General features: G+C 59.2%; 17 protein-coding genes and 2 rRNA genes (1 of these 19 running past the window's edge). 8 read left to right on the top strand and 11 right to left on the bottom strand.

What is annotated here, in order from left to right; all coding sequences use genetic code 11:
• Positions 1-168: 168 nt before the first annotated feature.
• Entirely contained in the window at positions 169-1,482 is a 1,314-nt protein-coding gene (locus tag ACOYXJ_RS14210) for an MFS transporter (protein WP_460370025.1), read from the bottom strand.
• Between the two features lie 350 nt (positions 1,483-1,832).
• Between ACOYXJ_RS14210 and ACOYXJ_RS14205 the strand changes: the two genes are divergently transcribed.
• A complete protein-coding gene (locus tag ACOYXJ_RS14205) occupies positions 1,833-3,251 on the top strand; it encodes a short-chain fatty acid transporter (protein ID WP_150795817.1) in 1,419 nt (472 codons plus the stop codon).
• A gap of 36 nt (positions 3,252-3,287) precedes the next feature.
• Here ACOYXJ_RS14205 and ACOYXJ_RS14200 read toward each other — a convergent pair whose 3' ends face one another.
• Positions 3,288-3,566, bottom strand: a complete 279-nt coding sequence (locus tag ACOYXJ_RS14200) for a HepT-like ribonuclease domain-containing protein (RefSeq protein ID WP_460370023.1) — start codon at positions 3,564-3,566, stop codon at positions 3,288-3,290.
• Positions 3,563-3,853: a nucleotidyltransferase family protein gene (locus tag ACOYXJ_RS14195; RefSeq protein ID WP_460370021.1), complete on the bottom strand. Its 291-nt coding sequence runs from the start codon at positions 3,851-3,853 to the stop codon at positions 3,563-3,565. The genes ACOYXJ_RS14200 and ACOYXJ_RS14195 overlap by 4 nt, the downstream gene beginning before the upstream one ends.
• A gap of 147 nt (positions 3,854-4,000) precedes the next feature.
• Between ACOYXJ_RS14195 and acpA the strand changes: the two genes are divergently transcribed.
• From acpA to ACOYXJ_RS14180, 3 genes are all read left to right on the top strand, one after another.
• A complete protein-coding gene (gene acpA / locus ACOYXJ_RS14190) occupies positions 4,001-5,701 on the top strand; it encodes an acid phosphatase (RefSeq protein ID WP_460370019.1) in 1,701 nt (566 codons plus the stop codon).
• Between the two features lie 120 nt (positions 5,702-5,821).
• Entirely contained in the window at positions 5,822-7,009 is a 1,188-nt protein-coding gene (locus ACOYXJ_RS14185) for a hypothetical protein (RefSeq protein ID WP_460370017.1), read from the top strand.
• A gap of 180 nt (positions 7,010-7,189) precedes the next feature.
• Complete coding sequence (locus ACOYXJ_RS14180) at positions 7,190-7,714, top strand: SET domain-containing protein-lysine N-methyltransferase (protein ID WP_150795821.1); 525 nt, start codon at positions 7,190-7,192, stop codon at positions 7,712-7,714.
• 8 nt (positions 7,715-7,722) lie between these two features.
• Here the strand turns inward: ACOYXJ_RS14180 and can are convergent, their stop codons facing one another.
• Positions 7,723-8,367, bottom strand: coding sequence for a carbonate dehydratase (gene can, locus ACOYXJ_RS14175; RefSeq protein ID WP_007912954.1), 645 nt, complete (start codon positions 8,365-8,367; stop codon positions 7,723-7,725).
• A 141-nt stretch (positions 8,368-8,508) separates the two neighbouring features.
• Between can and ACOYXJ_RS14170 the strand changes: the two genes are divergently transcribed.
• Positions 8,509-8,913: a serine kinase/phosphatase gene (locus ACOYXJ_RS14170; RefSeq protein ID WP_150795822.1), complete on the top strand. Its 405-nt coding sequence runs from the start codon at positions 8,509-8,511 to the stop codon at positions 8,911-8,913.
• Between the two features lie 130 nt (positions 8,914-9,043).
• Here ACOYXJ_RS14170 and rimI read toward each other — a convergent pair whose 3' ends face one another.
• Together rimI and ACOYXJ_RS14160 are read right to left on the bottom strand one after the other, a co-directional pair.
• On the bottom strand, positions 9,044-9,496 hold the full coding sequence (rimI, locus tag ACOYXJ_RS14165; protein ID WP_007912963.1) for a ribosomal protein S18-alanine N-acetyltransferase: 453 nt from the start codon (positions 9,494-9,496) through the stop codon (positions 9,044-9,046).
• Positions 9,489-10,238, bottom strand: a complete 750-nt coding sequence (locus tag ACOYXJ_RS14160) for an energy transducer TonB (RefSeq protein WP_460372953.1) — start codon at positions 10,236-10,238, stop codon at positions 9,489-9,491. The genes rimI and ACOYXJ_RS14160 overlap by 8 nt, the downstream gene beginning before the upstream one ends.
• A 244-nt stretch (positions 10,239-10,482) precedes the next feature.
• Between ACOYXJ_RS14160 and mksB the strand changes: the two genes are divergently transcribed.
• From mksB to mksF, 3 genes are read left to right on the top strand one after another with little or no spacing between them, the layout of a single operon-like run.
• Positions 10,483-11,760 carry an Mks condensin complex protein MksB gene (mksB, locus tag ACOYXJ_RS14155; protein ID WP_162483039.1) on the top strand — a complete coding sequence of 426 codons (1,278 nt, stop codon included), beginning with the start codon at positions 10,483-10,485 and terminating at the stop codon, positions 11,758-11,760.
• Positions 11,750-12,451 carry an Mks condensin complex protein MksE gene (gene mksE, locus ACOYXJ_RS14150; RefSeq protein WP_007912968.1) on the top strand — a complete coding sequence of 234 codons (702 nt, stop codon included), beginning with the start codon at positions 11,750-11,752 and terminating at the stop codon, positions 12,449-12,451. Before mksB ends, mksE begins: the two co-directional genes overlap by 11 nt.
• Positions 12,448-15,288 carry an Mks condensin complex protein MksF gene (mksF, locus tag ACOYXJ_RS14145; RefSeq protein ID WP_150795823.1) on the top strand — a complete coding sequence of 947 codons (2,841 nt, stop codon included), beginning with the start codon at positions 12,448-12,450 and terminating at the stop codon, positions 15,286-15,288. The genes mksE and mksF overlap by 4 nt, the downstream gene beginning before the upstream one ends.
• A 183-nt stretch (positions 15,289-15,471) precedes the next feature.
• On the opposite strand, the gene ACOYXJ_RS14140 is transcribed toward mksF, so the two are convergent.
• The 5 genes from ACOYXJ_RS14140 to ACOYXJ_RS14120 all read right to left on the bottom strand — a co-directional run.
• Positions 15,472-17,775, bottom strand: coding sequence for a PqiB family protein (locus ACOYXJ_RS14140; protein WP_460370013.1), 2,304 nt, complete (start codon positions 17,773-17,775; stop codon positions 15,472-15,474).
• Positions 17,768-18,391 (bottom strand): paraquat-inducible protein A, encoded by a 624-nt coding sequence (locus tag ACOYXJ_RS14135; RefSeq protein ID WP_095050584.1) that lies wholly within the window; start codon positions 18,389-18,391, stop codon positions 17,768-17,770. Before ACOYXJ_RS14135 ends, ACOYXJ_RS14140 begins: the two co-directional genes overlap by 8 nt.
• Complete coding sequence (locus ACOYXJ_RS14130; RefSeq protein ID WP_095122929.1) at positions 18,378-19,037, bottom strand: paraquat-inducible protein A; 660 nt, start codon at positions 19,035-19,037, stop codon at positions 18,378-18,380. Before ACOYXJ_RS14130 ends, ACOYXJ_RS14135 begins: the two co-directional genes overlap by 14 nt.
• A 148-nt stretch (positions 19,038-19,185) precedes the next feature.
• Positions 19,186-19,301, bottom strand: a 5S ribosomal RNA gene (gene rrf / locus ACOYXJ_RS14125).
• A gap of 171 nt (positions 19,302-19,472) precedes the next feature.
• Positions 19,473-19,957 (bottom strand): 23S ribosomal RNA (locus tag ACOYXJ_RS14120) (it continues 2,409 nt past the right edge of the window).

Below are 19,957 nucleotides of genomic sequence, written 5' to 3'. Positions count from 1 at the left end.
GAGTTCTTCACGAAGAGCGGCCAACTCTTGCTTCAAGCGTTTGTTGAACATGGGAAAGCACCGATGGGCAGGGTAGTAAGCGGGATACAGCCTAACCATCGGCCTTGAACACCATTTCTGAAGAGCGCTTGAGACTCATCAGTCAAAAATAGTTCGGGCCCATTGCGCTCAAGCAGTCCCCGCCACCTGGCACTGGCCCGTGCGCGGCATCCGCGAGCCGAAATACGCCGCACTGAGGACGCCTACCGCGCCCATTACCGCGCAAAACATCACGCAGATCCATGGGCTCCACGGCATCAAGCCGATCAACAAAAGCGGTGTGATACTCGCCCACGCGGCGTAGGCAATGTTGTAGGTGAAGGAGATGCCCGATACGCGAATGCGCGCCGGGAACAAACCGACCATCACTGATGGCACCGCGCCGACAACGCCACACGCCAGACCGGCCACGGCGTAGGCCACACCGACCCAGTCGCCGCCTGTGATCAAACAGCCGTAAAGCACGGCAATGCCCAGCGGCAGCAGCAGGCTATAGAGCATGACGGTACGCCAGGCACCGATGCGATCAACCAGCAGACCGGCGAGCACGCAACCGATGTTGAGGAAGACAATGCCCAATGCACTGAGGGCGAACGTGTGGCTGGCGGTCATGCCAAAAGTTTTCTGCATCATGGTCGGCGTAATGACGACGAACACCACCACCGCCGAGGTCAGCACACAGGTCAGCAGCATCGCTGGCCACATCGCCAGCCGATGCTCACGCAGCACCGTGCGCAACGGCAGTTCAACCCGCGCTTCACGCTGCGCTTCCATGGCCATGAACACCGGGGTTTCGCTCAGCCAGCGGCGCAGGTACACGCCAATCACGCCGAACACGCCACCGAGCAGGAAAGGATAGCGCCAGGCGTAATCGAGGATTTCCGCCGGGGTGAACACTTGTGCGAGGAACGTCGCGGTCAAAGCGCCGATCAGGTAACCGAAGGTCAGCCCGGCCTGCAAAAAGCCCAGGGCGTAACCACGATGGCCGGCCGGCGCGTGCTCGGCGACAAACACCCAGGCACTCGGCACCTCACCACCGACCGCCGCGCCCTGGAGGATGCGCAACGCCAGCAACAGCAGCGGCGCGAAGTAGCCAATCTGCGCATAGGTCGGCATGATCCCGATCAGCAGGCACGGCAGCGCCATCATCAGGATGCTCAGGCTGAAGACTTTTTTGCGTCCGAGTTTGTCAGCGAAATGCGCCATCAGGATCCCGCCCAGCGGCCGCGCCAGGTAACCGGTGACGAAAATCCCGAAGCTTTGCAGCAGACGCAGCCATTCGGGCATTTCCGGCGGGAAGAACAGCTGGCTGAGGGTCAGGGCGAAGAAGACGAAGATGATGAAATCGTAGATTTCCAGCGCGCCGCCAAGGGCCGCAAGGCCGAGGGTCTTGTAGTCGGAACGGCTGAACGGCGCAGGTTTGGCCGGGGATTGGGCAGTCATGGCAAAGAACTCGGAAACAGGCAAAAAACCAAGGCGCCCATGGTCTACGCAAATGGGCGGATGGACAACCCGTTAGACCATAGTCCCGGTTTTGCAAAACCTGCTCACAAAGCATCGGCAGTTGAATTACTGTTATTGCCTGTCCAGCGGGCCGACGCCAGCACCGATCAATCACAGTGAACCCCATGTGGGAGCGAGCCTGCTCGCGAAAGCGTCAGTTCAGGCAACCTCGATGTTGAATGTGCCGACCTCTTCGCGAGCAGGCTCGCTCCCACAGGGATCTCTGTGTTGTCGAGATCGGCGAGCGTTCCCGCGGACCACAATAACCATAAAAATCCGAGGTACTCCCTGTGGCCGTTGATATCGAAGATAGCCGCTCCGCACGCTTTGCCCTGCGCTGTTCCAATTTTGCCGAACGCTGGTTTCCCGACTCCTGGGTATTCGCCGCGCTGGCCGTGATCATCGTCGCCCTGGCCACGCTGGCCATGGGCGCCAAACCCACCGATGCGGCGATGGCGTTCGGTGACGGGTTCTGGAGTCTGATCCCGTTCACCATGCAAATGGCCTTCGTGGTAATCGGCGGCTACGTAGTCGCCAGCTCGCCACCGGCCGTGAAACTGATTGACCGGTTGGCACGCATCCCGAAAAACGGCCGCTCCGCTGTAGCGTGGGTGGCGCTGATCTCGATGGTCGCCTCGTTGCTCAACTGGGGCCTGTCACTGGTGTTCGGCGGTTTGCTGGTGCGCGCCCTCGCCCGCCGCACCGATCTGAAAATGGATTACCGCGCCGCCGGTGCTGCAGCTTATCTGGGTCTTGGCGCGGTGTGGGCGTTGGGCTTGTCGTCGTCGGCTGCACAGTTGCAGGCCAACCCCGCCAGCCTGCCACCGTCGATCCTGTCGATCACCGGAGTGATTCCATTCACCGAAACAATTTTCCTCTGGCAGTCCGGCGTGATGCTGCTGGCGCTGATCGTGATCTCGATCATCATCGCCTACGCTACCGCCCCCGGGCCGAACTCGGCGCGCGACGCCAAGGCCTGCGGCATCGACCCGGCCTTCAATCTGCCACCGCTGCAACCGCGCACCCGTCCAGGTGAATGGCTCGAACATAGTCCACTGCTGATCATCTTGCTGGTGCTGCTGGCGGCGGGATGGCTGTTCCATGAGTTCTCGAGCAAACCGGCGATCACCGCGATCTCCGGGCTGAACACTTACAACTTTCTGTTCATCATGCTCGGCGCATTGCTGCACTGGCGCCCGCGCAGCTTCCTCGATGCCGTGGCTCGTGCGGTGCCGACGACCACAGGCGTGCTGATTCAATTCCCGCTGTACGGTTCGATTGCCGCATTGATGACTACAGTCAAAGGCGCCGATGCGCAGACCTTGGCGCATCACATCTCGACGTTTTTCGTCAGCATCGCCTCCCACGACACCTATGCACTGCTGATGGGCGTGTACTCGGCGATTCTCGGTTTCTTCATTCCGTCGGGTGGCGGCAAGTGGATCATCGAGGCGCCGTATGTGATGCAAGTCGCCAATGATCTGCAGTATCACCTCGGCTGGGCGGTGCAGATCTACAACGCGGCCGAAGCGCTGCCAAACCTGATCAACCCGTTCTACATGCTGCCGTTGCTGGGCGTGCTGGGGTTGAAGGCGCGGGATCTGATCGGTTTCTCGTTCGTGCAATTGCTGGTGCACACGCCGCTGGTGCTGTTGTTGCTGTGGGCGCTGGGGACGACATTGGCGTATACGCCGCCGGTGATGCCGTAATTTGAAGAGGTTGCACCTGCCTTAGTGCAGGTGCGATCAGTTCTGTTCGGTAGGGAGTACCGTCAATAGCTCAGGCAAAGCGACCTGAACCGTTTCCCACACTACATCCAGATTGATATCGAAGTAGCCATGAGCGATTCGATTACGCACCTTGGTAGCCGCCTCGCCAATGATGACCAGACTCATAATGACTGCTTGCTGCGTTCGCTTGTCTTCGGCGAACTCTTCCTTATTCAGGCCTTCGACAAACATCAACGCATCACTGGCGGCCTGCCGCATATGTTCAAGGTAATCGCCAAGCCGGTTTTCGATCATACGGGACGAGCCTGATCCAGAACCTGCTGACGAAACTTCAGCGGTAGATCTCCTGGTGTCAGCAGATCGACAGTCACGCCTAACAAGTCCTCGAGTTCCACTTGCAGCCCACCGAGATCGAACAAAGTGGTACCGGGAAGTGGATCGACCAACAAATCCAGATCACTGCCTTCCAGATCAGTCCCAAGTGCGGCGGAGCCAAATACACGGGGATTTACCACACGAAATCTTCCGACAACCTCACGGATGGCAACGCGTTGCAAATCAAGAGCAGTGGAAGGCTTCATGGATCACCGTAACCAGATTCATTAATGCAGCAGTCTAGCAGTGCCAAAGGGCGCTAGACACCGCTCCATTTGTAACCCAACCGTCACATCCCCTTGCTAGCGTCCGCCCGAAACATACTGAAACATTTAAGCAAAACGGGCTGAGACATGAGCGACGACACAGACGGCATCGACACACCCTCCCCTGAATCCGAAAACCCCACCGACACCAGTCGCCGCCGCTTTCTCGGCGGCGTCGCAGTGCTCGGGGTCGGCGCGACATTGGCCGGCTGCGGCAACACGAGCGAGCAACCAGGCAAACCGACCGAGCGCCCGCTAACCCCGTCCGAGCTGGACAAGGCCCTGCGCGATCAGGTGAAAACCGTGGTGGTGATCTACGCCGAGAACCGCAGTTTCAACAATCTGTTCGGTGATTTCCCCGGTGTCGAAAAGCCGCTGTCTGCGCTCAAGCCCGCTGACTATCAACAACGCGATCGCGACGGCTCGCTGCTGCAAACCCTGCCGTCCGTTTGGGGCGGCGTCCTGCAAATCGGCCCGCAAACCCTCGATGGCGTGACCTACCCCAGCGCCACACAGTTTCAGGAAAACCTGCCCAACGCGCCCTTCGCCCTCAAGGGACCAAATGGCGAGGACTTGCCGTTCGGTCTGGTGACCCGCGATTTGTGGCACGTGTTCTATCAGAACCAGATGCAGATCAACGGCGGCAAGAACGATGGCTTCGTGGCCTGGGCCGACTCCGGAGGCTTGACCATGGGCCACTACGCGCAGAGCCGTTATTCCCTGCGCCTGTGGGACGTCGCGCAGGAGTTCGTGCTGTGTGACAACTTCTTCCAGGGTGCTTTTGGTGGCTCGTTCCTCAATCACCAATACCTGATCAGCGCCACCGCGCCGTTCTATCCGGACGCAGCCAATTCGGTGGCCAAGTCGCAGATTGCCGCGCTGCAAAGCGACGATCCCGCCGATCCACGCCTCAAGCCGCTGGAGCAATCCCCCGCCAGCGCGATGACCGGCCCGCCGCAGTTCGGCCCGAGTGCGCTGACCCCGGATGGCTTCGGCGTCAACACCCTCGCCCCGCCCTACTGGCCCACCTGGATTCGCGACCCCGAGCGCCCGGCGTATTCCAAAGCGGATCTGCCCAACGTCATGGTGCCGCAGACCCACGAACACATTGGCGACAAGCTGTCGAAAAAGCACATCGATTGGGCGTGGTATGCCGGTGCGTGGCAGGCGACGCTGGATCAGTACAAGGATTCCGGCGGCATTCCGAAAATTCCCAACTTCCAGTATCACCATCAGCCGTTCAACTACTTCAAGCAGCAAGGTCCGGAGAACCCCGACGAGCGCAACAAGCGTCTGCGTGATGCTGGCTTGGGTGATGAATCGAGCAGCAACAAGTTCTTCGCCGATGCCGAAGCGGGCAAGTTGCCGGCGGTGAGTTTCTACAAACCTCAGGGCAACCTGAACATGCACGCCGGTTATGCCGATGTGGCGTCCGGGGATCGGCACATGGTGCGCGCGCTGAAAGTGCTGCGTGAAAGCCCGCAGTGGAAAAACATGGTGGTAATCGTCACGGTCGACGAGAACGGTGGCTGGTGGGATCATGTCGCACCGCCCAAGGGCGACCGCTGGGGCCCAGGGTCACGCGTGCCGGCGCTGGTGGTGTCGCCGTTCGCGCGCAAAGGCGCGGTGGATCACACGGTCTACGACACGGCATCGATCCTGCGGCTGATCACTCGTGTGTTCCAACTGGAAACCCTCGACGGCCTCAAACAACGGGACGAGGCGATGATTGCCCGGGGTCAGAAACCCATGGGCGATTTGACCAACGCCTTGCATTTTCCGGCGTGAAAACCAGCCCTGTGAGTTTGCGCAAAAATCTGCCGATGACGGCTTCTCTGTCAAACGCGGCTGATCCACTATGAGGCGCCCCCGATACGCGGGGGAACCCACGCTGAAAAGGATCTGAGCATGTTCAAACTCGCAGGACTTAACCCGACAGCACTGGCTCTTGCCGCACTTACGCTGAGCGCGGCCGCCCACGCCGATGTCGATCTGAAACTGGGCAGCACCGAACGCGTCACCCGCCTCTTCGCTTACCCCAACAACTGCAATGTCATCTGCTTCCGCAACTGGACGCTGGAACAGACCGTCACCCATTACTTGAGCCAGAGCGTGCAACGCGATGGTTATGCCGATGCCAAGGTGCTGGTAAAAACCGACAACGGTCAGCTCTACGCCGAAATCACCGGCGTGCCGAAGGATTACGACAAGCCCCTGTCGGCGCTACTGGACGCGGGTGATCTGGCCTACACCGGTGCCAGCAAGCTCAACGCCGACGGCAAATGGGCCTATAGCTGGTATTTGTTCCTGCCACTGGGCATGGCCCTGGAAAACCGTAAAAGTGTCGAGCTGCTGCACTTCCCGCCGGATTACTCGCTGACCCAGGCACAGGATTATCTGCGTTCGAACACCACCGATCGCTGGGCAACTCTGCTGACTGACAATGGCATTCCTGCCGAGCAGACGCCGGCCTTCCAGACCATCATCGACATTGCCCCGATCGCTGCGCCGTCCAACGCCGGTAGCGATCTGGAAGGCGTCTATGACTACTTCAAGGATTACCAGACCACACTGGTCCAGCAGTTCAGCCAGACCACCAGCGGCACGACGTTGCCGATGGTCGCGTTCGGCGCGCCGGTGCGTAACTGGATCAAGCAGCAATACGGGCCAACCGTGAATGTCTTGGGGCTGGCAACCATCAGCCCGAGCGAAGGTGTGAAAGTGCCGGTGCTGGGTTCCAACCACCCAAGTTATATCTGGTACGCAGCCGACCCGAAGAGTTACACCGGCGACGATGCACAGGCCAAGGCTGATGCTGCGGGCCTGAAAGTCATGGGGCAGGATTTGAGCGCCGCCTGCTGGCAGGCTGGCATGGGCAGCAAACCGGGCAGCGATGCGCAGGCCACTCTCAACAGCTGTACGCAAACGTGGCAGGTCACGCAGAAAGTCAAAACCTGCGAGCTGTTCTACACCTCGATTCGCAACCTGACCCCGGAGCAGGCCGCTGCCAAGTGCACAACCACTGCGATCAAATCGCAACTGAAGCAATTGAAAGCGCCGCTGCCGGCCGCCGCTATTCCCGCCCCACACCTGTAATTGCTTGTGACATTCCCGTGTCAGCCAATGCTGACGCGGGAAAGCGTCTATATCGCCTGTCAGATCTGACAGTAGACCGGCTATACCTAATAAGACACGATTGGATCCAAGTACCGACATCGCAGTAGTGACAGGACGTCAACCCAGGGAAGTCGCAAAAACCTTGCGACAAGGACTGTTATGAACATCCACGCCATGGCGCACTCTGCTCCGCGCGATACCGAAGGCATCTACCCCTTCGCCGGCTTGCCCGTGCGCCTGGGGTTTCCCTCCTGCGCCGATTTCGAAATCATTCAGGATCACTACGGCAGCCCAATGGCGGTCGGGGCGCGCCGAGAGTTCCTGCAAACCCACCGAATGTGCAGGGTTTCCGGGCAACTATTGCCCTATCGATGCCGGCAGACCCGACAAATGCTGGCAGGCATTCACCTCTACGACCCGCGCTTTTGCGGATTGATCGAACACGCCTGCGACCCCAACGTATTTCTCGACATGAGCGAGTTGTGGCTGTGGGCGTTGAAGGATATCCACAAGGGTGAGCGGCTGACCATGGACTACGCCGCCACCGAAGACAAACTGCTGCGCCAGTTCGCCTGCGGTTGCGGTTCACCGCGTTGCCGTGGGTGGATCAACGGATACAACGAGCCACCCTGCCTCGAAGGCCAACACTTTTTACAACGCTGGCGGCACTCGGGTTGGCGCTGACAGGCGGATTACAACGCGCCAACCGGACGCAGACGATATTGCGGTGGCAACTGCTCGAAACCACTGATGGTGGTGTTGAGACTTTTCCAGCGACCATCCTTGATGCCGTAGATGCACCCGTGGATCGACAGGCTCTGCCCGCGATGCCAGGCGTTCTGGATGATGCTGGTGTGAGCGACGTTGGCCACTTGCTGGATCACGTTGAGTTCGCACATGCGATCAACCTGCTCTTCTTCAGTCGGCAACTTGGCCAGTTCTTCGCGTTTCTCGTAGTACAGATCGCGGATCGAACGCAGCCAGCCATCGATCAGGCCGAACTGCCGGTCCTGCATCGAGGCGCGCACACCGCCGCAACCGTAGTGGCCGGTGACGAGGATATGTTTGACCTTGAGCACGTCGACTGCGTACTGGATCACCGACAGGCAGTTGAGATCGGTGTGCAGCACGACGTTGGCGACGTTACGGTGGACGAACAGATCGCCCGGCAGCATGCCGACGATCTCGTTGGCCGGCACTCGCGCATCGGAGCAGCCGATCCACAGATATTCCGGCGTTTGCTGGCGCGCCAGTTTGGCGAAGAAATCCGGGTCTTCCTTGGTGATCGCGTCAGCCCAACGCTCGTTGTTATCAATCAGGTCTTGTAAGTCATGCATGCTGTAAGGCCTCAAGAAAGATGCGCTGGTATGACAGACGACCGCCCGTCGGGGTCACGCCAGAACCGCAAGTGATTTCATTGGAATTCTCGTGTGCCCGGTGAGTCCACCTAAGTAAGGCCCACAGTATGAGGAATTGCCATGACTGATTCACGACGCCCTTACGATGCAGTGCAACCGGAGCCCATCGATGATAACGAAGACCGCATGGGTTCGGTGCATGAGCTGGATTTCGATGAAGACCAACCCAGCGCGAAAATCGGTGATGAGATCCCGGAGCGTGAACGTGAGCAGTTGATGCCGCGTGAGCGGGTGCGTGAGGCCGGATTGACCGGCGCATCGACCGCGGACCATGAACCCACCGACGATGATCTGAGCCCGGAAACACTGATTCATGAAGATGGCGCACGAGATGCCGAAGAGGCCGGGGAAGGCAATCAGGCCGATTGGGATCTGAGCATTGTCGATGAAGATGACATTGGCGGTGGCAATGGGCTGGATGAGGCGGAACTGGCGCAGCGTGAACCGCTGGATGGCAACCGCTGATCGTCGCTGCCTGGTAGGACACTTTCGCGAGCAGGCTCGCTCCCACAGGGGTTTTGGGGTGCGCACAAAATGTGTGAACACCATGAACCAAATGTGGGAGCGAGCCTGCTCGCGAAGCTTTTAAAGGCGATCAGTCAACCAGGGTGCAGGCCATGACCACGGCATCCTCACGCCCACCCACTGCCGGATAATAATCCCGGCGCCGGCCGATCTCATTGAAGCCATAACGCTCATACAACTTGAACGCACCCGTATTGCTGTCACGCACTTCCAGAAAACATTCTCGCGCAGAAGCCGCATACGCCCGCGACATCAGATGCTCAAGCAACGTCAGCCCCAGCCCGCGCCCCTGATTCTCCGGTTTGACGGTGATATTGAGCAGGTGCGCCTCATCCAGAATGATCTGCACCACGCCGTGGCCAACCTGCTGCTCACCCTCGAACATCAGCCAGATCTGGTATTTGCCCAGGCCGTCGAGAAAAATCCCCCGAGTCCATGGATGACTGTAAGCGGCGTACTCGATTTTCAGCACGGTTTCCAGATCCGCCTCGGTCATCGGGCGGAACGATACAGCGTCACTCATTCGATTCTTTCCAGCGCGCCATTAGCCGACGCATGGCTTGCCACACAGCGGCCTTGCGCTGTGGCTCTTCCATTAACAATTCCAGACCGGGAATGGCCCAGGCCGAGCCCAGTCCTTCGATCTGCAATTCACGATTGAACGCTTCGGCATCCGCTTCACCAGCAAAACGCACCGCCGGCAGGCCGATCAGCCACAGGCAGGCACACGGAGCGGCTTCCATTTGCACGGAAAGGAACCCCTGAACGAAGTCGCGCGCCGCTTCCGGGCCTTGATCCATCGTGCCGCGATTGAGCCACGGCCAGCGCACAGGCTCGCCGACGATTTGCGGTGCATCCGGCAGACCGGCGGCGCGCAGCATGTCTTTGAGTAACAGATAGGCGGGATCGCGGGACTGGAACGGTTCGCCTGTGGGTAACTCGACCAGCAGCAGGCAACGCCCGGCACGGAGCAATTGCAGAGCAAAACGTGGCGGTGGCACTGGCGCCGGTTTGGCGACAACCGGCGTGTCGTCGGCCTCTTCCACCGGTTTGGCGTTGGTCCGGGTGCTGGCCAACGAAGGACGCGGCACTTCGATCTTCGGCCGTTCGACCGGACGAGCGGCTGCCGTTTGCACCGGCGCTTCGGCTTGCTGCGCGGACGCAACCGGCGCTTCTACCTCGGGCTCGGGCATGTCCAGCAGTTCGGGCCGCGAGGGTGCGGCGAAGGGCAATTCGGTGCGCGGCAGCCAATTGACCACCTGCATGGCGTTCAAATAGGCGCGGCGGCGGGACTCGATTAGCAAGGGTCGGCCACTTGTGGATAACTGAAGTGCGCCGATTCTACCGCCCTTCGTTCAAGATCGCCCGTTGTAGATCGATACTCTTTCACGAGGCGCTTTAGCCACGCTCTTTATACAAAGAATGCGACAGCCCGTCCCGAGAGTGAATCGCATCCTTCGTGATGCAGTACAATCGCCGCTTTTCATTGCCAACCAGCCGGGCATTCCGATGATCGAACCCAAGCGCGTCTTGCGCGCCCTCGCTGAACACTGGGCACTGCTTGAGCCACTGTGTGAGCACTTCGACCAAGGCACATTGAGCCTCAACGAACTGCGCTCGCAACTGGCCGCCCAACAACTGGACAGCACGCCGCAGGACATCACCAGTCTGCTCGACGTGTGGATTCGCCTCGATATTCTGATTCCGGTGGCAAAAAGCCCGAATCGTTTCGAGCTGAACGCGCAGATTCACGACTTCCTCGCCTACTTGCGTCGTGAACACCGCTTGGGCCTGTGCCTGGAAATCGAAGCCTATCTGCGTCACCTCGAACGTCTGGCCGGTTACATCCAGGACGCATTCGAAGTCCGCGATGGCCACGACCTCGCTCGCCAGCTGCGCCTGCTCGACATGCGCGTGCGCGATGTGCTGAAGAAGCTCGACAACGACGAACAGGCGCTGGTCGCCGTCGCAGAACGCGCGAAGACCAGCGACCGGCAGATTCCATTGCGTCAGCGTTACGCTGAAGTACTGGCGACCTGGGACGAATACGTCGAGCCGATGATCGATCTGGTGAACGCCGACGGCGCCTTCGAACAAGGCGTGCGCAAGGTCGAAACCGTATTGCTGAAGATGCTCAGCGAACAGCAGCGCCTCGGCCATCTGGTCGATGACGACATGCTCCTGCGCACCCACGCACGCATCCTCGAAATGCAGACCAGCGCGCAATTGACCCTGCGGCATGCCCGCGAATTGCTGCTGCCGCTGCGTGAAGAAGCGCGCCGGCACAACGCCGTGACCCGTGGCGCCGCGTTGGCCCTGGCGGCGATTCGGCGCAAAGGCATCGACGCCGTGCCGCAAGCCGCGATGCCGCTGTTCACCCGCCCGCAAAGCACCTTCCTCGGCAGCGCCAGTCAGGTCGAAGCCTACGTTTATGCCTTGGCACGTTTCGAGCCGAAACCGGCGCGTTTCCCCAAGGCGCACAAAACGCAGAAAGGCGAAGCCCCACGCGCGCCACGCACCGTGCGCGAGATGGTCGACCGTTGCGAAGAAGCCCTGCCGATGCCGGATCTGATGACCTGGCTGCTGGAGCAGGAACCGGACGGCGCCACCGACGAATTGCTCTACTGGTTCTCGCGCCTGTCGCGGGAAAAACGCTTCAAGCGCGAGCGTCTGGAACGCCGCGAATACCACACTCACGAGCATCAGGTCAGCCTGCGCTCCTTCGCCCTGCTCTCGGCCAGCGATAACGCCGCCGAGAATTCTGCGAGCATCCCCAATGCATCTTGATCTTTCCGAACTGTCGCAACTCGCGCCGATCTTCCGCGAGCTGTTCAAGGGTTACCACGTCAGCCGCCGCGACCCGGAGCTGTACGCGCAACTGTCGAACTTCCAGGATCAGTACCGCACGCTGTTCAAGGCGCTGGGTTTTGAACTGGTCTGCGACACCCGTGGTTTCTACTACTTTGTGCCGGACATGGCCGCCGCCGCGGTGAACAAGACTGCCCAGCGTCTGGCGCTGTTCACCTTCATCCTCGTCGAGCATCTGGCCGATCAGGGCCGCGACCCGATCGCCGTGCTCGATGGCGGCAGCCTCGGCCGTGAAGAGTTGCCATCGCTGCTGGAGAAATACCGCGACCTGTTCATTCAGGCCGAAGTGCAGACCGTTGAAGAGCTCGAAGAAAAGATCATGCGCCGCATGACTCAACTCGGTTTCGCCAGCGAAGAAAACGGCGTGTACCGCTTCCTGCCGCCGATGCACCGCTTCCTCGATGTGTGCCTGTCGGTGCAGCAGGACCGCGATCTGGCGGCCAGCGTACACAGCGTTCTGCCGCTGCCGGCACCGGTGCTGATCGACGAAGCGGCCGAAGCCAAATTCCTCGAAACCGACGACCCGCTCGATCTTTCAGAGTTTGAAGAAGAGAGCGAAGAAGACGCACTGGCCCGCGCCATTGCCGAAGAACAGGAGTCCGACGCATGAGCCAGGAACGCTACGGCATCCGCCGCTTTGCCCTTTTGAACACCGCCGGTTACAGCCTCGGCCTGTTCCCGCTGGAAGAACCGCTGTCGGTTTACGGCGCAAACAACCTTGGTAAATCGGCGTCGATCAACGCCTTGCAGTTCCCGATTCTGGCGCGCATGTCGGACATGAGTTTCGGCAAATACAGCCTGGAACAATCGCGGCGCTTCTACTTCGCTTCCGACACCAGCTACATCCTCGTTGAAGTGAATCTGCCCCATGGCCCGCACGTGATCGGCGTGGTCGGTCGCGGCCCGGGCGGCGGTTTCGGTCACCAGTTCTTTGCTTACGCCGGCAAGCTCGATCTGGCGCATTACCAGAAGAACGACACCTGCCTGCGCCAGAAAGAGCTGTTCAGCAACCTTGAAAAAGAAGGCCTGAAAGCCTACGAACTCAAGCCGGATGAGCTGCGTCGTTTGCTGGTCGGCGGTCACACGTCGATTCCGCTCGACCTGACTTTGATTCCGCTGCGCTCCACCAGCGAACAGAGCCTGAAGACCTTCCGCGCGCTGTTCATCAACCTGCTGCACATGCGCGAAATCACCGCGGCCAAGCTCAAGCAGTTGTTCCTCGATGCCTTCGAACACAGCCTGCGTTCCGGCAGCGTCGATTACATCGCCGCGTGCGAAGAAGCCTTCCGCGATGTGCGGCGCATGGAACAGGACTACAACTCGCTGGTTGCTGCCGGCCCGTTGGTTGAGGCCTTGGCCAACGGCGTGAAACAGCGCGACGTGCTGCGCGGCAAACTGCATCGCCTGTCGCCGCTGCTCGACTCGCTGCTCGGCACCTGGTCGGACTACGCCAGTGCGCGCAAGGAAGAGCTGACGATTCAGGCCGAGCACTACCGTCGAGAGCAGGACGATCTGCAGAACGATCAACGCGGTGGTACTCAGGAACTGATGCGTCTGGAGCGGGAAATCTCCGGCATCCAGCGCTGGCTCGGTGAGTTGTCGGTGCTGAAGAACCGCTTCGCGCTGGTCGATGACGTCAAAGTGCTTGAGCAACAACTGCTCGCGGCCAAGGACGCGCACGACGAACTGGCCGGTGCCCTGGCGCAATCCCGCCAGTTCAGTGCGGAAGATCTGGAAGAGCGCGTGCGCGATCTGGAAAAACGCCTGAAGTCGGTGAAGCAGCAGCTCGATCACGCTGACAACAACAGCTATGCCCGTCTGCGCGAAGAGTTCTCGCAACAGGACGTCGAGCGTTTGATGCGCCTGTTCAACAGCGCACTGTTCAGTCTGCCGCTGGGTGAACACGGCATCACCCTCGACGACGATGGCGCGTGGGTCAAATCCGTTGAGCTGATTCTCGATGGCTTCAAAGGCGAGCGCTTCGAAGTGCCGGGCTTGTCCATCGACATCTCGCACATCGAGCCACCGGCGCTGCAAGCGCTGGCCGACCGTGCTGCACTGCGCGATCAGAAAGAGCGTCTGGAAAAAGAGCTCAAGCAACTGAAAACCCAGCAAGCCGTGGCCGCCGACCGCGCCGCGAGCAAGACCCAGACCGAAGCGCTGTACCAGCAAGTGCTGGACGCGCAGAAAGCTCTGGAAGATTTCCGCCGCACCCAAACCCTGAGCGCCGAAGAAAGCGACAAGCTTGAGCAACTGGCGCAGATGGAAGGCGCGCAGGACGAACTCAAGCGCTCCAGCGACGCCTTCACCGAACGCGTCCAGCAACTGTCGGCCAAGCTGCAACTGGTCGGCCGCCAGATCGCTGACATGGAAGCCAAGCAACGCACCCTCGACGATGCGCTGCGTCGTCGTCAGTTGCTGCCGGCGGATCTGCCGTTCGGTACGCCGTTCATGGATCCGGTCGATGACTCGATGGACAACCTGCTGCCGCTGCTCAACGACTATCAGGACAGCTGGCAAGGCCTGCTGCGCGCCGATGGCCAGATCGAAGCGTTGTATGCGCAAGTGCGCCTCAAAGGCGTGGCCAAGTTCGACAGCGAAGACGACATGGAGCGCCGCCTGTCGTTGCTGATCAACGCTTACGCGCACCGTACCGATGAAGCGCTGACCCTGGGCAAGGCCCGCCGTGCAGCGGTCACTGACATCGCCCGGACCCTGCGCAACATTCGCAGCGACTACGACAGCCTCGAGCATCAACTGGCGCTGTTCAACCGCGAGATCAACAAGCGTCAGGTCTCCAACCTGCAAAGCTTCCGTATCGTCCTCGCGCCGAACAAGGAAGCCCTCAAGCACATCGACCAGATCATCCACAGCGCCGGTCAGTACGAAGAAGGCGAAACCCTGTCGGTATTCGACCTGAGCCAGAGCGCCGAGCAGGACAACAAGAACGAAGAGGCCAAGGAATACCTGGCGCGGCTGGTGGCGGCGAACCACAACCAGCTCGGTCTCAAGGACTTGTTCGAACTGGCGTTCGAGATCACCAAGGTCAACGGTCAACCGGTTATTCACACCGACATCGATGGCGCGGCGTCCAACGGCACGACCATGACCATCAAGGCGCTGACCAACATGTATTTGTTGCTGCACTTGATGGATCGCGATCAGGCCGGTCGCGTGCGTCTGCCGTACTACCTCGACGAGGCGGCGGATATCGATGAGAAGAACCAGGCCGCGCTGCTGGAAACCAGTCTGCAACTGGGCTTCGTGCCGATTCTGGCGAGTGTGAAGCCGCAGGTCTGCGCCAGTGTCGCGATCGACCTCGAAGGCGGCAGCGGCCCGGCGGGGATCTACATTGATGAGGCGGACTGGAAGTACATCCGTCGGCATGATGTGGTGAAGGCCACGCTGAATGTTGAAGCGGATGAGCCGGAGCTGGATGCGGTTTGACCGGCATTAACTGAAGGCAAAAAAAGGGCCGCGATCTGATAGGATCGCGGCCCTTTTTTATGGCTTGGGATTTTTTGCTGATTTTGCGGGCCCTATCGCGAGCAGGCTCACTCCTACAGTTGGAATGCGTTCCCCTGTAGGAGTGAGCCTGCTCGCGATGGCGTCCTTACAGACGCTGAAAGTTTACTTACCGAGCGAAATCTTCGGCGCCCACGTCAGCCACTCATCCTCAAACTTGTCGAACAACGGGAACGTCTGCTCAGGTCGCGCCGGGTTGCCCATGCGCTCACCGTCCGGCGTAGCGAAAGCAATCCCGCCCTGAATCGCCGTCTCCAGCGACTCGGTGCGTACCGTCAGCCCGTTGAACAAGCCGATATCGAAACCCACACCACTGGTGTTCCAGAAACGACTGCCACTGCGCACCAGTGGCGCGTATTTCGGCTCGATCAAAATGTGCACCAACACCCGATCAGCGGTCTGCCCCAGTTCATAACCGGTGACTTTACCCACGGTAATTTCACGGTAAGTCACCGGCACACCCGGCTTTAGCGAACCACGACGGGCCGCGCTCAATACCAGACTCAGCCCCGCTTCTTGCTTGGTCACTTCCGGCGCATTCGCTAGCGCCACGAAGTTCTTCTGCGGGCCGAGGTTCTTCGCTGCCGGTTGCACTTCTATGTATTTTCCGGTCACCAGGGTTTCCAGATTTTCTGTCTTGATCAGGCCCAACTCCGGTTTGACCACCCAGAACTGACTGCCGACCCGCGCGATCTTCTCCGACACTTCCGTGATGCGTGCCGTGAGGATGACCGATTGCAAGTCATCGGTCAGGTCGACACTTTCGATCTTGCCGACATCCAGCCCCTTGAAGCGAACCGGTGTGCCACTGCGTAAGCCGTCGGCACGATCAACCTTGATAGTGACTACCGCGCCCTTCTGATTGGCGTCATCGTGATTGGCGAACAGACGGAAGCGCGGAATGCGTTTCTGCAACGGCGCCTTGGCTTGCGGTGTTTCAAAGGCAATGCCGCCGGCCATCAAGGTCTGCAGCGACTCACTCTTAACTTGAATCCCGCCGGTCAAACCGCCAGTCAGCGTCACACCACTGACGTTCCAGAACCGCGTCGAGGCGTTGACCAGGTTTTCGTATTCCTTCTCGATGTGAACACCGATCACCAGTTGCTTGCGGGTCTTGGAGAACTGATAGCTCTGCACCGAACCGACCTTGACCTGTTTGTACAGAATCGGACTGCCGACATCGATCGAGCCGAGGGTGTCAGTGAACAGCACCAGGTGCAGACCCGGTGAGCGCAGATCCAGCGGCGGCGCTTTCGGCCGTGCCTCGAACTCGCGTTTCGGCGGCGCGCCTTTATCACCCGGACGCACAGCGATGTAGTTACCTTTCACCAAGGCTTCCAGACCGGTAATACCTGCCAGCGAAATCGATGGCTTGACTACCCAGAACTGCGTGCCATCGACCAGATAGTCTTCGGCCAACGGATCAAGAGTCAGCTCGGCAGTGGCGCTGTTCAGATCCGGATCGACCTTCAGCGCTTTCAGATTGCCGACCTGAATGCCTTTGTACATCACCGGCGTACGGCCGGCCTGCAGGCCTTCGAAATCGCTGAGTTTGACCTTCACACGAATGCCGGCAGCAGCGGCATCGAAGTCTTCGTAGAGACGGAAAGGCAGGCTCGGATCGGTCGGCGGACTATCCTTGCGGTTCTCCGGTGTGGCGAAGGCGATACCACCGGCAACGATGCTGGCCAGCGATTCGCTGCGCACTTTCACGCCGGACAGGTTGGCGTCGATGCTGATGCCGCTGGCATTCCAGAAACGCGTGTGTTTGCGCACCAGTTTGGCGTAGGTTGGCTCGATGAAAACCTTGAGCTCGACGGTACTCTGGTCTTCCGAGAGCAGGTAGCTTTTGATCTGGCCGACTTTGATCTGCTTATAGAACACCGGGCTGCCACGGTTTAGCGAACCGAGACGATCAGCCTTGATGGTCAGGTGCAGACCGGGCTTGGCGTCCGACAGCGGCGGTTCTTCGGCCAGCGCCTTGAACTTGCGCACAGGCTCGCCTTCGCCAGGACTGATGGCGACGTAGTTACCGGAAACCAGGGTTTCCAGACCGGTGATACCGGCCAGGGTCACGCTCGGTTTGACCAGCCAGAAGCGCGTGCTGGTCTTGAGGTATTGCTCGACGTCCTTGTTCATCTCAACGGTGGCGATCACACCTTTTGAGTTGCCTTCATCGTCGAGCTTAAGTGCCTTGACCTTACCGACCGACATGCCTTTGTACATGACCTCGGTCTTGTTGGCCTGGATGCCTTCGCCACTTTCAAAACGGATCTGAACTTCGATACCGGTTTCGGAATAGGCACGCCAGCCGAGCCAACCACCGATGATCAGCGCGATCAGAGGCAGTACCCAAATGGCAGACCAGTTCGAGGCCGGTCGGGTTTTCGCTACGGGCAAATCAGTCATGGTCGTCGTCCGACTCCGTGTTATCCCAAATCAGTCGGGGATCGAAAGTTACTGCAGCGAGCATCGTCAGGATCACCACACTGGCGAAGGCGATGGCGCCAAGATTGGCTTCGACACTGGCAAGCCGGCCGAAGTTGACGACCGCCACGAGAATGGCGATCACAAAAATATCGAGCATCGACCAGCGGCCAATGAACTCGATGAAACGGTACATCCAGATGCGCTGACGAGCGGACAACGGCTGACGTCGTTGTACTGAAAACAGCAGCAGCGCGATACCGACAAGTTTGAAGGTCGGCACCAGAATGCTGGCGATAAACACCACCGCAGCAATCGGAATCATGCCGTGCTGCACCAATTGGATCACCCCGGACATGATCGTGCTCGGATCACCCTGCCCCAAAGAACTGACAGTCATGATCGGCAAGACATTGGCCGGAATATAGATAATCGCTGCCGTGATCAGCAGTGCCCAAGTGCGGGTGAGGCTGTTCGGCCTGCGAGCGTGGACCAATGCACCACAGCGGGTGCAGGTTTGCTCGTCGGTGTCCGCTTCCTGCCTGTTCAACTCATGACATTCGGTACAGACCAGAATGCCCGCATCAATCGCCCGCATGAGCATCTTCCCCTGATAACGCCTGCCAGATCTGATGCGGTGACATCACCACCTCCAGCCATACCTGTACCAACAACAATCCAATAAAACACGCGAGGCCAAGGCCTGCGGTGATGGCTGCCATGTCCGCCAGTTTGACGATCGCCACCAGTACGCCCATGAGGTAGACCTCAAGCATTCCCCAGTCTTTGAGGTGGTGATAAATACGGTAAAGCAGCAAACCGTAACTGCGACCGACGTCGAAGCGGATCGTTAGCAAGACGAACAACTGGCACAGCAACTTCAACAGCGGAATGGCCATGCTGCACAGGAATACGACGATCGAAACGCCCTGCATGTCCGTATTGAACAAGCCGAGCACGCCGCTCCAGACCGTATCCTGCGAAGACTGTCCGAGGATATTGAGCTGCATGATGGGCAAAAAGTTTGCCGGGATGTACAGCAGCAATGCTGCAATCACCAAGGCAAGGCTGCGCTGCACCACATTATGGCGGTGGGCATACAACTCGTAACCGCAGCGTGGGCAGAGCGCTTTCTCGCCATGGGCAAGTGTGGGCTTGCGCATCAGCAGGTCGCACTCGTGACAGGCCACCAAGTCTTCCAGCGGTAAATCTGACAGCCCTGGGGCGTCAACCGACTCTGACATAAAGGCTCTGGCTCCGAATAAGGTGGGGCTATTCTAGTGTTCTGATTCGAAAATAACTGTGCAAATTTGTTCGCTATCGCGAGCAAAAACTTTTCCACAGGCAAAACAAAACCCCAACTGCTTTCGCAATTGGGGTTTCGGAATTTAATCTTGACGATGACCTACTCTCACATGGGGAAACCCCACACTACCATCGGCGATGCATCGTTTCACTGCTGAGTTCGGGATGGGATCAGGTGGTTCCAACGCTCTATGGTCGTCAAGAAATTCGGGTACCGAATCGTGGCCAAGTGGCCTCGCTTCAGCAAATTGGGTATGTGATGGCTTTCGGTGTTTTGTGCTGCTTTTTTAAGTGCAGTCGAACTTTCGGTTCGTTTCGTCTTCACACACCGCAATCTGGTGCCTTTTCAGGTCAGCAAATTGCTTGGGTGTTATATGGTCAAGCCTCACGGGCAATTAGTATTGGTTAGCTCAACGCCTCACAGCGCTTACACACCCAACCTATCAACGTCGTAGTCTTCGACGGCCCTTCAGGGAACTCAAGGTTCCAGTGAGATCTCATCTTGAGGCAAGTTTCCCGCTTAGATGCTTTCAGCGGTTATCTTTCCCGAACATAGCTACCCGGCAATGCCACTGGCGTGACAACCGGAACACCAGAGGTTCGTCCACTCCGGTCCTCTCGTACTAGGAGCAGCCCCTCTCAAATCTCAAACGTCCACGGCAGATAGGGACCGAACTGTCTCACGACGTTCTAAACCCAGCTCGCGTACCACTTTAAATGGCGAACAGCCATACCCTTGGGACCGGCTTCAGCCCCAGGATGTGATGAGCCGACATCGAGGTGCCAAACACCGCCGTCGATATGAACTCTTGGGCGGTATCAGCCTGTTATCCCCGGAGTACCTTTTATCCGTTGAGCG

Source organism: Pseudomonas sp. Tul2A7, assembly GCF_054790505.1.
This window is presented reverse-complemented; position numbering and strand designations above follow the sequence as displayed.